10 protein-coding genes and 1 pseudogene are annotated in these 14,345 nt (G+C 60.9%); 3 read left to right on the top strand and 8 right to left on the bottom strand.

All coding sequences use genetic code 11. The annotated features are described in order from the left end of the window. Window positions 1-48: 48 nt before the first annotated feature. From ABIN98_RS16185 to ABIN98_RS16175, 3 genes are all read left to right on the top strand, one after another. Window positions 49-459, top strand: a complete 411-nt coding sequence (locus ABIN98_RS16185; RefSeq protein WP_346911622.1) for a hypothetical protein — start codon at window positions 49-51, stop codon at window positions 457-459. An 18-nt stretch (window positions 460-477) separates the two neighbouring features. Beyond that, window positions 478-1,197, top strand: coding sequence for a MotA/TolQ/ExbB proton channel family protein (locus ABIN98_RS16180; protein ID WP_346911621.1), 720 nt, complete (start codon window positions 478-480; stop codon window positions 1,195-1,197). Between the two features lie 235 nt (window positions 1,198-1,432). After that, a complete protein-coding gene (locus ABIN98_RS16175) occupies window positions 1,433-2,773 on the top strand; it encodes a tetratricopeptide repeat protein (protein ID WP_346911620.1) in 1,341 nt (446 codons plus the stop codon). A 40-nt stretch (window positions 2,774-2,813) separates the two neighbouring features. On the opposite strand, the gene ABIN98_RS16170 is transcribed toward ABIN98_RS16175, so the two are convergent. From ABIN98_RS16170 to ABIN98_RS16135, 8 genes and pseudogenes are all read right to left on the bottom strand, one after another. Further along, window positions 2,814-5,498 (bottom strand): hypothetical protein, encoded by a 2,685-nt coding sequence (locus ABIN98_RS16170; protein ID WP_346911619.1) that lies wholly within the window; start codon window positions 5,496-5,498, stop codon window positions 2,814-2,816. 1 nt (window position 5,499) lies between these two features. Then, window positions 5,500-6,336, bottom strand: a complete 837-nt coding sequence (locus tag ABIN98_RS16165; RefSeq protein ID WP_346911618.1) for a hypothetical protein — start codon at window positions 6,334-6,336, stop codon at window positions 5,500-5,502. Between the two features lie 98 nt (window positions 6,337-6,434). Next, window positions 6,435-6,662, bottom strand: a pseudogene (locus ABIN98_RS16160) (4Fe-4S dicluster domain-containing protein); the annotation flags it as partial. 331 nt (window positions 6,663-6,993) lie between these two features. After that, window positions 6,994-8,028 (bottom strand): cyclic nucleotide-binding domain-containing protein, encoded by a 1,035-nt coding sequence (locus ABIN98_RS16155; protein WP_394701524.1) that lies wholly within the window; start codon window positions 8,026-8,028, stop codon window positions 6,994-6,996. 11 nt (window positions 8,029-8,039) lie between these two features. After that, window positions 8,040-9,059, bottom strand: a complete 1,020-nt coding sequence (locus ABIN98_RS16150) for a multiheme c-type cytochrome (protein WP_346911615.1) — start codon at window positions 9,057-9,059, stop codon at window positions 8,040-8,042. 53 nt (window positions 9,060-9,112) lie between these two features. Next, entirely contained in the window at window positions 9,113-10,396 is a 1,284-nt protein-coding gene (locus ABIN98_RS16145; protein ID WP_346911614.1) for a 2Fe-2S iron-sulfur cluster-binding protein, read from the bottom strand. A 43-nt stretch (window positions 10,397-10,439) separates the two neighbouring features. Continuing rightward, complete coding sequence (locus tag ABIN98_RS16140) at window positions 10,440-11,921, bottom strand: hypothetical protein (RefSeq protein ID WP_346911613.1); 1,482 nt, start codon at window positions 11,919-11,921, stop codon at window positions 10,440-10,442. A 6-nt stretch (window positions 11,922-11,927) separates the two neighbouring features. Continuing rightward, window positions 11,928-14,135: a multiheme c-type cytochrome gene (locus ABIN98_RS16135; RefSeq protein WP_346911612.1), complete on the bottom strand. Its 2,208-nt coding sequence runs from the start codon at window positions 14,133-14,135 to the stop codon at window positions 11,928-11,930. Window positions 14,136-14,345: the final 210 nt, after the last annotated feature.

The following is a 14,345-nucleotide window of genomic DNA, read 5'->3' as shown; positions in this document are numbered from 1 at the left end:
TGCCTAAACCCCGGCAATGAGAGTGACATTCCAATGACCAGAAAACGGATGACTTGGTTGTTCCTGGCAAGTTGCCTGGCGATGGTCCCTGCAGCCAATGCGCAGGAAGCAGAAACAATCGCACTGGAACTGAACAAGGCCGATACGGTGGATGGAGCCTGCCGGGTTACTCTTGTGGTGAAGAACAGTCTCACGAGCGCTCTCGACGCCCTGCGCCTTGACATGGTGATCTTCGACAAGTCCGGAGGGGTTGCAGGCTATGCGGGGATCGACTTTGGCGCCATTCCGCAAGGCAAGACACTGGTTCGCCAGTATAACGTCGCTCAGATTGATTGCGGTACCATAGTCAACCTCCTGGTCAATGATATTCGCAGCTGCGAGCGTGCAGACAAGGTGGAAACCAGCTGTCTGCCGCACCTTGAACTCAAGTCCCGCACGGATATCGGCTTCATTCTTTAATCCGTTGATGGAAGCATCATGTTCTCGCAAGTCGTCGAAACCCTGCCCCCCTTTGCCCAGCCCCTGGCGGACCTCGTGCGCTCCGGCGGTCCGGTCGTTTCGATCCTGCTGGGTCTTTCAATCGTCGCCTTCGTCCTGATCGTCGCCAAACTCCTGCAATTCGGCAGGCTGAAGGTCGGCCACCACAAGGGGGCACGTAAGGCACTCGGCCTCTGGCTGGACGGCTCCCGCGAACCGGCCATTGCCCAAGCGGCCTCCAGCAAGACGGTCCTCGGTGACATCCTGCACAAGCTTGTCTGCATGGTCGGACACCCCGGAACGGATCCGGAGCTGTTGAAGGAAGACATCGAGCGGGTCTGCAACCAGCGCATCAACACCATGCGAGCCTACCTGCGCCCACTGGACATGATCGCGCAGACCTCACCGTTGATCGGTCTGCTCGGCACGGTTCTCGGCATGATCGAGGCCTTCCAGGCGATGCAGGGAGCAGGGGCTGCGGTCGATCCCTCCGTTCTTGCCGGTGGCATCTGGGTTGCGCTTTTGACGACAGCCGTCGGCCTGGCCATCGCAATCCCCGTATCCGCCGTCGTTGGCTGGTTCGATAGCCGGATCGAGGCGGAACAAGCTGAAATGGAATCGCTGGTCACCGCCTTTTTCACCGGTGCAGCCTCCGAACGCGAAACGGCACATGCCATCGCCCCCGGCAAACTTGCTACGGCGCAGAGGCGGGCCGTTTGAGGCCGAGGCTGATAGAATGCCTGCCGGGCTGCCATCTCTCAGGGGTGTCATCTTCCTTTTGTTTCTGTTTTCCGGGCGGCGCTACCGGATTTTGGCCTGCTTGAGCGGTTGTTTATTGCGCTATCGGCCTTTGGCCTGCTTGAGCGCTGTCCCTACCGATTGACCATCGCGGCGCCTCTTTCTAGAATTCGCGCCATTGGACTGACGTGATTTCATTTAAAGAGGTTGCCTGCAATTGACCCGGTTCTTGCGTTATCTGCCGGTTGCCATCGGGCTTTTAACGGTCGCTGCCTTGCCGGGCGAGGGGGCTGCGATGGGGCTCGGCCGGCCGGAGCCGATCATGGGGCCGCATGCGGCCGATCCGGGCAGGCTGCGCGAGATTATCGAATTGGGCTCGGAGCAGATCTCTCCGCCGCCGACGCCCGAGCAAGCCGCCTTCATTGCCAAGGTCTGCACGAAAATCGAAGCCGCGGCGCAGGCTTATTCCCTGCCGCCTGCCTTTCTGGCTCGGCTGATCTGGACCGAAAGCCGGTTCGATCCGGACGCCATCAGCCCGATGGGGGCGGAAGGCATCGCCCAGTTCATGCCGTCGACCGCGAAGGTCTGGGGCCTGGAAAATCCATTCGAGCCGATGACCGCGATCAACGCGTCGGCCAATCTGCTTTCGTACCTGTGGAAGGGATACGGCAATGCCGGTCTGGCGGCGGCGGCCTATAACGCCGGGGAGAAGCGCGTCGACGCCTGGTTGAGGGGCCGTTCGGGCCTGCCCGGGGAAACCCGGGGCTACGTCTATGCGATCACCGGCCACAGTGCCAATGACTGGAAGAAGAAGAACCCGCCCGATGTCCGGTTCGTCCTGGACGAGGCCCGGGACTTTCAGGATTCCTGCAACGACTATCCCCAGATCAAGGCACCGGCGCAGCGCCGCTTCGCCAACCGGTATTTCAATCGCGGTCTCGCCCTGACGGCCCAGAAGGACTATGAGGCGGCCATCCTCCGCTATACGGTCGCCATCCGCCTGAAACCCAACTTTCCCGATGCCTACAACAATCGCGGCATCATCTACCGCAAGACCGGAGACTATGAGGCGGCCATTCTGAACTACGATGCCGCGATCCGGCTCAAGCCGACCTATGCGGCCGCCTACAACAACCGCGGCTATGCGAAACGCAAGCTTGGCCGGTATGAGGAGGCGGTTGCCGATTACGATCAGGCGATCAAGCTGAAGCCGGGGTATGCGGCCGCGTTTTTCAACCGCGGCTTTGCCTACGCGAAGCTGGGGAAATTCAGCCAGGCGATCGCCGACTATTCGCAGGCGATCAAGGCGCAGCCCGGAAACGCGCTCGCGATTTACAATCGCGCCCTGGCCTACCAGGAAGCCGGACAAACCAAGGAAGCGCTGAACGATCTCGATAAGGTCATCGCCGCCAATGACGGCTTTGCCCGAGCCTACTTCCAGCGGGCGACGCTGTTGAAACGGCTTGGAAAGGCAGACCGCGCGAAGGCGGACTACCGGGAGGCCGTCGCCCTGAACGCCGGTTTCGCGCAGGAACGGTTCCGCAAGCTGTTCGACTGAGGCCCGCCGCCAGCCTTATCGCCCGATGTTCCAGGAAAACTTACGGCAGTTTGGTCGGGACCAGCGGTCTGCCGAACTGGGTCGCATGGTAATTGTGGCAGAGCGTGCAACTCTCGCCGGCGGCCTCGTCCGTATGGCAATCGGTGCACATGTTCTTTTCGATCGGAGCGAAGGTCGGCGAGAAGACGGCCGGATCGTTGCCCTTGTAGGTTTCCAGATAGGTATCGGGAGCCGGGTCCAGCTCGTGGCAGGTCCGGCAGCCCTTGTCGCCCACGGCGTCAATATGGGGCTCATGGGAGAACTTCGTGAAGCGGTCCTTGACCCGTCCGGAGTTGAACGGCTTCCATTTCACGTGCTGCATCCCGCTTTCGTCATCGACGCTGTGGCACTTGGTGCAGCGTCCGACGGCATCGGACGAGGCAAGCTGGTCGAAAATCGGCTCCAGCGTGCCCTGCCGGTCCGTACCGAAGGCGTGACCGGAATAATCCAGCCAGCTGCGCAGGAAGCGGTCGGCATGGCCCATCGGGCGGTAGCGGATGGTGTAATCCTGCCGGTACCAGCCGCCGAGCTCCGCCCAGACTTCCGGATCGAACGGCGTTTGCTGGGGGGCGGCCGGTTGCGCGTCGCTGTCCGTGTCCGTCACTTCCAGACCGCCGGCGCCGCCCCCATCTCCGGACAGAATGTCTCCTGAGAGGATGTCGCCACCGTCGCTGTCTCCGGACAGGATATCGCCGCCGCCACTGTCGCCAGACAGGATGTCGCCGCCGTCGCTATCGCCGCCGCCAAGGATCGAGTCCTTATCTTCTGAGGGCGCAGTGTCGCCGCCGGACAGGATGTCATCGGAAGACGAACTGTCGTTGCCTGACAGAATATCCCCGCCCGATTGCGCTTCCTTGGCCGGTTGCTCGTCGGCTCCGGCCGGCTGGCTGAGTAGGCCCGCATCGGCGTCGTCCGCACCTGCCGGCTGGCTGAGCAGGCCCGCATCGGCGCCGTCCGCACCGGCGGGCTGGCTGAGCAGATCCGTGCCGCCATCGCCGCCACCGGCAAGATCGTCGGAAGATCCGAGAATGTCGCCGTCTGACCCTGTATCGTCGCCGCCCAGGATCGACCCGTCATCCGCATCTTGCCCGGCGGCGGGCGAAGACGCCGGTTCCGCCGTTGCAGCGGCTTGCTTCTTTGCGGCTTCTGCTGCGGCGTCTTCCTCGGCCTTCTTCTGGGCTTCGAAGGCGGCCGTCGGCTGGCCGTTGTCGTGCCGTTGCAGATCGTCCTGCAGGTTGGGGAACCAGTCGCGGTTTGCGGATGCGATCACGTCATGGGAAATCAGGCCGGTCAGATAGGACATGTCCAGGCGGTTCATGTCCGTGCCGCTGTCATCGGCGGGCATGTGCATCGCCTTCATGATGCCGTCATTCTCGAAACGGGAGAACAGGCTTTTGACCGACCAGGCCAGGTCCGCGACCCTGGCGAGATCCTCGTCGCTGGCATCGGTCAGGTCGAGCAGGTCGAGTTGGGCGACCTGGTCGGCAATGCCCTGGCCGGATGTGTTCTTCGCAAGCAGGGCCTTCATGAAGGCGGTCAGCCTGGCTTCCGAATACTCGGGCCAGTCGCCGATATCGATATGGCGCTCGTTGAGAGTCGCGACATCGAGGCCGGGAACGGCAAGGAAATTGATGCCTTTCGGACCGCTGACGCGCGTCGTGCCCAGAATGTCGCCCTCGTGGCAGCTGGAACACATGGTGTCGAAGGCCTGGACTTCCATGTAGCGCTGGTCTTCGCCGGGCTCATGACAGTCCATGCAGGTGCCGGGAACGGAGGCGGCATTCGTTTCCGCGGCTTTCGGGAAATGGGTTCCGAAGTGGGACTTGTGGTCAAAAATGATCCGGGTGCGCCGGTTGAACGGGAAGTTCGTGAACTGCGGATGCGTACCGACGAATTCCCCGAATTTCGAGACGTGGCAGGTCTGGCAGCGCAGGTTCGAGACCGTGGTGAGATCATGGATCCCGCCCTCGTGCTCCTGGTGGCAGGTAGCACAGAAAATCTCGGTTTTCCCGGACGTCTGTTTCGGCGGAGGGAACGAAATCCGATAGACCCAGTTGTCGTTCTTGATCGCCCGCCCGTCCGGGCCATCGCTGTAGGCCGCGGTCAATTTCTCAAGCCGTTCGACCGGGTTGGTGTGCGGTGAAAACGGTGCATCGCCGACGTTGTGGCAGGCGACACACAAGTTCGAATTGTCTTTGGCGCTGGTCGTTGCCGCGAAGCTGTGAAGCCACCCGAGCTTCTCGGCCTTGACGCCGGCATGGCAGGTGTCGCAATTCGTCAGGCTGGCATGGGCGGACGTCAGTGGCCCGGGCATCAGGAAACGACCCGCCTGACTGCTTGCGACGATCAGAACCACCAGCCCGACGGCGAGAGCGGCCGCCCAACGGGCCATGCGTCCTCGTCTGGTCCGCAGGCTTGGTTGCGGAACGCACGATTCCTGCTGTATGCAGCAGCGGCCGTCCGGAAGCGGACCCTTTTCGCAAGGTCCGCCTTCCAGTGCCGACCGTTTGCACTGCCAGCGGCCATCTTCCAGGTGCGGTTCGCATGCCGCCCTCGCACCGCATTTGCCGTGCATGTCCGGGCCAAGGGGGCAGGGCTTTCCTTCCGCAAGGTGGCCGCAGACCCATTTGTCCTGCGGGCGCTGGTAGGGGCTGTCCTTGAAGCCGAATTTCTGCAGCACGCTCACGTCAGGCTATCCCCGTCGAAAAGGCGTAGGCGATGACGACATGAATGACGATCACCACTGCCAGCGCGTAGGTTGGGGGGATATGCAAAAACAGCCAGAGCTTTAACAGGCCGGCGTTGGCATAATGAAAGTCGAGACTGTTTTTCGCTTCGACCAGTTCGCGCAGCCGCGCCAGCCGGGCCTTGCCGTCGGCGTCGAGATAGCGCTCGATGGAATCGAGTTCGCCCTGAAGCCGGGTCAGCGGTAGCCGGGAAGCGCGCAAATGGGCCAGGATATTGCGTGGGCGGGCGAAAAACCGGCCGAGCAGGTCGTTATAGAGCTTGGCGATGCTCTGGGTGTTGCCGTCTGCCACGGACTTCAGCGCCAGGGCCTCGGCCTCGGCGGCGAGCTGGGCCCGGAAGACGGGAATGCGTTCGAAAATCATCCGTTCGCCGAAGGATTCCAGCCGTGTCGGAATGGTCTTGCTCATCCAGGTGCCCACCAGCCCGCTGACGGCAACCAGGACGAAGAGGCCCCACAACAGCCATTCCAGCGGCGTGTTCGGGAGCCGATAATGGGTGTGGACGAGGAAAATGCCGACGGTGACGAAACCGAGGTAGATATGCAGCAGCAACCAGAAGCGGACGCGACCAAACGGCAGGATCACCATGCGTTTGCGCAAGGTGAGCAGCATCATCACCGCCATGCAGCCCAGGAGAATCCAGCCGTTGAAATACTGGACGTCGCGCAGGGACACGTCATAGCCGAGATTGCCGAGCATAAACAGCGCGTAGGCCGCGGCGGCGAACACGAGGTTGAGGAGCACGCCCCGGTCGAAGAACCAGTTCAGCCAAGCCATTGGAGCAACTTCTCGGTATCGCGGATATTGGTACGGGTCAGCGCATCATGCGGACAGGCCTGAACGCAGGCCGGGCCGGTCAGCTGATCGGAGCAGAAATCGCATTTGGTCGCGCGGCTGATCACTTCTCCGTCGTTGTCGCGGACCAGGGCGCCGGTTTCGTCGCGGATGTCGACCATGCGGATGTTGTTGTAGGGGCAGGAATTGGCGCAGGTCGCACAGCCGATGCAGATCGAATCGTCGATGACGACGACGCCGGTGTTTTCAGTCCGGTGGATGGCCCCGGTTGGACAGCCGATGAGGCAGACCGGGTCCGTGCAATGCATGCAGGCATTGGCGATCATGGCATTTTCGAACGAATAGCCGTGGCGCACGAATCTGGGATTGTAATCATGGGCGGTCGCGCAGGCGCGGACGCAGTCGTCGCAGCCGACACAACGATCCAGGTTGATCACCATGGCGTTTTCGCCGTTGATGAACCGGTGATCGACGACGAAATCCATCATCCCCTGGCGCATTTCCTCCTGACGGCCCTTCACGTCGGCGGACAGGTCCTTTTTCAGGAATTTGCGGGGGAGGCCGGGCAGCACATGGGCGCGGATCAGGTTCGTCGGAATCCGGATCACATCGACATAGCCGATGGCGCGCAGGCTGACATCAAGGGTCATGCCGCCGCCGCCGTTGTCCATGGCCGCGATTTCGTCCAGCCCGAACGTGTCGTTGCGCGAGAGGTGGCTGATCGTTCGCCTCGCCATGGTCGACGCGCTCGCTGACCCGGGCGAAGCCGCTGTTGATCAACAACAGTCCGTCGAGGTGGTTGCCCTGTTCGCAGATCAGGGGCTCGTGTTCGATGACGTGCCCTGTTCCGGCCTGCCGGGCGATTTCGCGCTTGAAACGGTGCGTCCAGTCGAAATTGCCGTAGGTCTCGAACAGGGACTGGCGGGCAATTTCATCGAGCTTGTCGCGGCTGACATGGTCGAAGACCGGGCATTCCTGGAGCCGGGTCAGCAGTCCGCGTTCGTGATAGAGCGTGTCGATCCGCTGCCGGAAAGGTTCCGACCAATTGCGGATGTCCCGTAATCCCTGCCAGCGCAGCTCGAACAGAACCGTATCGTCTTCGAAGGCGAAAACGCTTGCGCTGCGCAGGCTGCGTGTCAGGGCCGCCAGTTCGCCGAACATTTCCGGAGGCTGCAGGGTGAAGGCCGAATCCTGGGTTTCCAGCGTCGCGACATCGACCTTGCCCAACTCGCCGAGATCGCTGGCCTGGGGCGAGTGGGGCTTCCATCGCGCCCCGGCCTTGCGGCGGGTCTTGCGGTATTCCGCCGGTTTGCGCCGGGCCAGCAACTGCCCAAGCGAGCGGGACCAGGATTTCCGGCTCCGGGATCCGGGTTTGACATAGCCTGCCCCGGCCGTCGGTGACGACAGGCCGATCACCTTGCCTTCCAGGATCGCAAACAGCGAATTGCCGTAATCGCCCTTGCGGATAATCACTTCGCCCCGATTGAAGCGCCGGAGACGGCCGTCGTTGGCGATGATCCGGTCGAGAGGCAGCCAGTCCGGGAAGTCGCCCGCGTTGATGCCGGAGAAGGCCGGCAGGGCGAGGATGCGCGCAATGGCTTCCTCTCCCAGCGGTTCCCCGCCGAAGGGTTCATCCCAGCGCTGGTTGCGCTCGTCGCGGAGTTCCGGATCCAAACCCACGGCCCTCAGTTCGAGACCGGTCCCTTGTACTTGTCCGGACCCGGTATGTATTTGTCGACAGCGGCGAAGGTGCTGCCATCGTAGGTGTCGGAGAACTTCAGCCCCAGGACCGAAATCTGGCCGGCTGCATCGATCAGTTCGGCTTCGTTGTTGAGTTTCAGCTTTGCCGAGTTGGCGACCTTGGTGATCTCGACCAGTTCGGGTGCGTCCGGCAGCAGCTTGGCGAGGCTCGCCATCACCTTGCGTGCGTTGTCGGCGCGTTTCGCCATCTTCAGCGCGTAGTCCGCCTTTTCCGTTGCCTTGCTGACGCCGATCAGGGCGGTTTCCAGCTCGACGATACGGCCGACGACGAACAGCATCCGCTTGCGCTCGGGCGAGGCTTCCTTGTTGCTGGCGCCCTTGTTGTACCAGTTGTTGTGGCGCACTTCGCCCTGGGACCAGCTGACCAGTTCAAACGGGCTGCCGGCGGCATGACCACCGACATTGACCAGCTTCTCGTTCGGCACCAGGTGGCAGCTGAAACAGTTCTTGGCGAGCGTATAGGTCATTTTCGGACGGATCATGCCGGCCTCTTCGGCCTTGGCCCAGCGAGCGGCAATTTCCTGAGGTGTCTCCTGGCCTTCCTTTTTCCCGCTGAAGCCGGAATGGACCTTGTACCAGTTCTTGCCGGCAGAGTGGCAGGACTCGCAGGAAATGCCGGCGATGACGTCCGGTTTCGAATTGACCGTCTGGCTGGTGAAATGGCAGTTCAAGCAAAGGCTGTCCGCCTTCAGCCGCTTCACGCCCATTTTTTCGGCGATTTCCTTCGCTTCCTTGCTTTGGGGCAGGCTGCGGTAGGTGGCGAAGTGGTGGGTTTTCTGCCAGGTCGAGGCTTCCGCCTTGTGACATTCGGCGCATTCGTTCGGACCGACGACGAGATCGGCATCGATGGCCATGGCCGGCGCCGTGAATGCGGAGAAGAACATCGGGACGGCTATTACAGCGAGCCACCGCCAACGTCTTGAAATCATTCGCTTCATACTCATTTTACCGTCCTGTTTCTCAAATGAATTAAGAGGTCTGAAAATTGCCGTCTTGCTCAGGCGTCGAGGACGATGTCCCCGTCCGGGCAGGCAATACACAAGAGAGCAGTGCCCTTTGCCGGCTGGCTTGTCGGAGGCGTGACATAACTCACCTTGCCTTCCTTGACGGCCGTCGCGCAGGTGCCGCAATTCCCGGCCCGGCAGCCCGATGCGATCTGAACGCCGCATTCCTCGGCAAGGTCCAGCAATGTTTCTGCAGTTTCGTTCCAGGGAACGGACTTGTTTGACCGCGCAAAGCTGACGGTCCGCGCTTCGCCATCGCCTGGGGCGTTTTCCGCACTCCCCGCCGTAGCCGTCTTCTTCACGGATGCGGGGCCAAAGGCTTCGAAATTGATATCGTCTTCCGGAACGCCCCATTCCTTCAAATGGGTTGTCACCGCGTTCATCATGGGTGGGGGGCCACAAATGTAGAACTCGTAATTCGACGTGCCGAGATAGGTCTTCATCACGTCGACGGTGAGATAACCCTCGCAGTCGCAGTTCTTTTCCGAAACGTCGTTATCAGCCGGTTCGCTGTACAGGACGACCAGATGGAAGTTGCTGTTGTTGTTTATGATTTCCCGGATTTCGTCGATACAGGCGACATCCTCGCCGTTTCGCACGGCATAGAAGAACCAGGCTTCCCGATGGCTGTTGGTATCGGCCAGCCACTTGAGCATCGACAGGACCGGTGTCAGGCCGACACCGCCGCCGATCAGCGCCACCGGACGGTCGGAATGAACGTCCAGATGAAATTTGCCATTGGGCGCCATGACGTCGATGACGTCGCCTTCCTTCACGTTGTTATGGAAGAAATTCGACGAAAGCCCGCCGGGAATCTCGGGTCCCGCTTTAGGGGGAGGGCCCTGGCGACGCACGGAAATCCGGTAAAAATCGCGATCTTCCGGGCTTCCGGAAAGCGAATAGCACCGGACGACCGGGCGGGGTTGATCGGGAATGTTCAGTTCGAATGTCAGAAACTGGCCGGGCAGGAACGGGGGCAGGGATCCACCGTCATGGGGCGCCAGATAAAACGAACAGATATCTCCGACCCGATTTTCCATCTGCCGCTTGATGACACGGAATTTCCGCTTGCCGGACCAGGTCAGGACGTTGCGCTGCCGGTCTGCTTCGGCGCGATTGATCAGGATGTCGGTCTGTTTCTTGAAAAACGCGAGACGCTGCTGGTCCATGCTCCGCTTGCGCAGGGCGCCGGCGACCTGGGCGATCGCGCCGGCGCCTGCCTGAAGCAACGCCGCGATCACGATAAACCCGCCGCCGATCTGGAGCGCCAGCATCATCGAACGCTCCCCTTCTTGCGCATGGCTTTTGGCTTTGCGAACATCAGAACCGAGTCCTTAACTCCAACCGTAGCCCGGTTCCCGTGGTCTGGTTCTGACCTTCGGAGACAAAGCCGTCCAATTGAATGCTGCTGCGATTGTTCAAAGCGTGCAGCAACTGTCCGCCGAACGCAACTGCTCCGGTATTCGAGCCGTCGGTATCTTTCCGCCCACCCAGTTCCAGGGTCAGCTGCGTTTTTTCATGATTGAAGAACATCTGGTAGCCGAGGGCGCCGCCAAATACATCATTTGCCTGGTTCGACAGCGCGGAGCCGGCAAAACCGACGACCGGAGAAGCAAAAAGAATCCCGGCGCGGCCGAGCGGTCCGCCGGTGGTCGGCCCGCGGGCCGCGGAGGAATAGTTCTCGATGCCCCAGAACGCATTCGCATAAACAAGGTTTTCCGAGCCCGTCACAGTTCGGGAAATCTCGGAGAACAGGAGCACGCCGCTGTCGACCGCCGGGCCCTTTTCGTTGACGGCCAGTGAGCCGTTGATACGGAAAGAGGTGTTGATCTGACCGATGCGCTGCGTCGCGGCGGCACCGAGGAACAATCCGTCACCACCTTGAGGATTGGTGCTGATGACATAGGATCCGTCCAGGTTGACCGTGCTCCAGCGCAGGTCGGTTTCCGAGAACAGACCCAGGAGGTAGGCATCGCGGTCGCGAATATTGTCGTTCCGGTGGATGTTGCTCCAGCCGAAGAGGGCCGTCAGGCGCATGTCCGGCGTCAGGCCGGGTATCATGATCGTATCGCGGGTAATCCCGATGGCATCGATCGTGTCATTGATCATGATGCCTTCCTGGAAAAAGATCGGCTGACGGCCGATGGCGAAACCGAAATCGAGGGCCTTGTTGTCGTCCGGGTCGAGGTTCGGGAAGATTTCGCCGAATTCGCCTTCGAAAAACAGCGTGTTGATATAAGGATTGAGGCCGTTTTCGAACGTGGTTCCCTGGGAATCGCGATGCAGGATCCCGGTTTGCTGGGCGCCGTCCGTGAATGGCGTAACCCCGAGCAGGATGCGTTCTGTCGGCGACAGCTTGAGATTGAAGAACAGGTCGAGGCGGGTGGCCAGGTACTCCTGGCTTTCCGCCCTGCCGTTGTCGAAGTGCCCGGCTGCATTCCGCCAGTTGCCGAACACCCAGAGGCCGGGCTGCCAGACCGCGCCCGTGGGCAGGGTGTAGCCGGGTTCGATGTTTCCGTTCGCAAGGAACTTGTCGCCGCGCTCGATGATCGGAGGCGTTGGTTTAGGCTCGTTTTCCTTGGTGAACAGCGGCTTGGATTTTGTCGGCAGCGTGCTGCTGTGGTGCCCGCCCCCATACCGTTTCTGAGCCTTGTGAACCTCTTCTTCGGTCAACATTGGGCGGGGTTCTTCGCTCAGCGCGCTGCTGCTTGCCGCAAGGGCTTTGTCGCCCAAGGCCGAACAAGACAGCGCCAGATAGAACAGGACCTTGCCGATGCGCACGTTGTTCATCATCCCCCTCATGGCCCCCTAGTCGATCCGGACTTTTGACCGGCGCGTCCAGAGGACGGAACTTCCACGCACAATCTCTCGGGCTATCTGTGCAGGGCTCATGCCGTAGTCGAAGCCCGCCCCCTGAATGGCGGCGATGAGATTGACCGGCACCATCTGGGAAACCAGGCTGACCGATATCGAATAGGTTTCCCCCGGTCTCAGCCTGTCAGCCGGTATGTCGTACGTTGCGGTCCGGCTGGCGTTCGGCTCGATGGTCTGCTTGTGCTTGCGGGCGCCGCGCGGGCGGCCGTAGATCGTCGTCGCGCGCGTCTCGGGACGAACGAAGGGCAGAACATCTGTCGAGGTATTGATCGCAAGGACCTGTTCGCGTTCGCCGCCGCGGATCATGCGGACCAGGAACTTGGACTGCAGGCTGAACAGATCCTTGTCGAGCGGCAGCTCGCCATTGTGGACGTACAAGGAGTGGGAGTCGCGGACATCGCCGTTCGGATCCCGGTCGCCGGAGACGTACACGGTCTTTCCATGCCTGTCCTTGACTTCCACCTTGAGGAAGATCAGCCGTTCGGCATCGAATCCCGTCGGGACCGCATGGCCGTCGGTTCCGTTGCGCACATCCACCGAGAATTTCAGGCCGTTCCGATCGCTCTGGTGGATACTGATGTCGCTTAGCTTGAAGCCGTTGCGCAGAACCTGTTCGCGAAGCACGCGCATCTTCCCGAGGCGTTCGAACTGGACCTTGAGAATTGCGCGAGCATCGTAGCGGTCGTCGATGGACTGCCAGGCTTTCGGGAATTTGTAGCTGTCGGAAACGGCATCCTCGAACTTGTCCGTTCCCCAGCCTTCCCAATACCGGAACTGCAGCCACTCGCGCAGGGTCTTGAACTCGGCCGCCTCGACGTTGTGCGGGAAAATGCCCGGATGGATGATGGAATAATCCGGCCCGGCGAAGGCGTGGTTGGTCAGCTTTCGGTTCTTGGTGGCCACATCTCCGACGACGGCCGCGGGGCCGTAGTCATAGCCCGAGGCGACGCCCTGGATTTTGCCCATGTGGCAATCCTGGCAGGTTTCGCCGCGCTTGGCCGCCGGCGTCTGCTTGTATTCGGCAAAGGCCTCTTCCAGACGAAAACCGTTCAAAAGGGTCACGTCGTGACAGGTTCCGCAGAAGCTCGGCTTCGTCAGGGTGAAGAACTTTTTGGCCTGCGTGTGGATGCTACGGCCGGGATCGTCTTTCGATTTCGAGACGCGGTATTCTTCCGGGTGGTTCAGAACCCGGGCGAGTTCCTGGTTGCCGCTCGGGCCATAGACCGGGGAGAAGATGTCGCCTTGTTCCAGGGCGAAACGGCCGCTGATCTTGCCGTAGTTCTTGTTGACCCGGTGACAGGCCACACAGGTAATCCCCTCGCGCGAGGTGGGCGGCCGGTCCAGATTGGTCACGTAAAGGGATTCGCCCAGGTTCATGCCGACCGGGTTGTGGCAACGGATGCAGAAGTCGCCATTGGTCGCGCTAGTCTTGATGTTGATGGCCGTCTGCATGGCCATGTAGACCGGGCTCAGCTGGGCGTAGGCATGCTGAGAGGCCGACCATTGTTCGTACTGGCGCGGATGGCAGGTGGCGCAGGTGTTGGCCGAGGGATACTTGCTTTCGATAAACAGGTTTTCGTGTGCTTCGTTGGCAGTCCTCTGCGTGATCGCCGGCTCTTTCTTCTTGTCCTCTTCCGCGGTTTCCAGCCCGCCACCGCCGGGCAGAAGCAGGTTTTCCTCGTCGCTCGGCTGGAGAAGGTCGTCCCCTCCGCCGTCGGCGCTCAAAAGATCGTCACCGCTTTCGTTTCCGCCCGAGAGGAGATCGTCGCCTCCGCTGTCATCGGACGTGAGTAGGTCGTCTCCGCTGTCCGCGGGCGTCGCCAGGAGATTGTCGCTGTCGTCACCGGGCAGCAGAGTATCCGAATCCGATGCGGCCGCGTCATCCGGATTGTTCAAAAGCGTATCGCCGGACTCCTCAAGAAGGGTGTCGTCGGCTGCCAGAACGATCGGGGCACTTTCGCGGCGATCAAGGCCAGAAACGTAGTTTTCAAGCCGTGTTATCGCATCAGCGCGAAGTCCATGATGGATGGTCGGCGGCGCTTGCTCGGCTGTGGCAGGGGCCGATATTGCCGTGCCGAGCACGAGCAATCCGCCAAGCGACAGCTGAATGAAGCGGAATCGGTATCCGGAAAAATTGATCATAATATCGCGTCTGTTTGGCCCCTCAATGCCGATTTCCGCGCGTCTTTTAATCTGAAATTAACAATCTGCGTAAAATCGACATGCCGATAAAAGCAATAAATACGCTTCTTTGGAACACAATATTTCCGTCGGGGCAACCTTCAAGGCGAAATTGTGTCCATATAGACACAATTAAAGCATTGGCGAAAATATCAGGTGCTGCAGGCGTAG

The sequence above is a fragment of the uncultured Roseibium sp. genome (assembly GCF_963675095.2).
Lineage (GTDB): Bacteria > Pseudomonadota > Alphaproteobacteria > Rhizobiales > Stappiaceae > Roseibium.
Note: the sequence above shows the minus strand (reverse complement) of the source record. Positions and strands in the feature narration are given on the sequence as shown.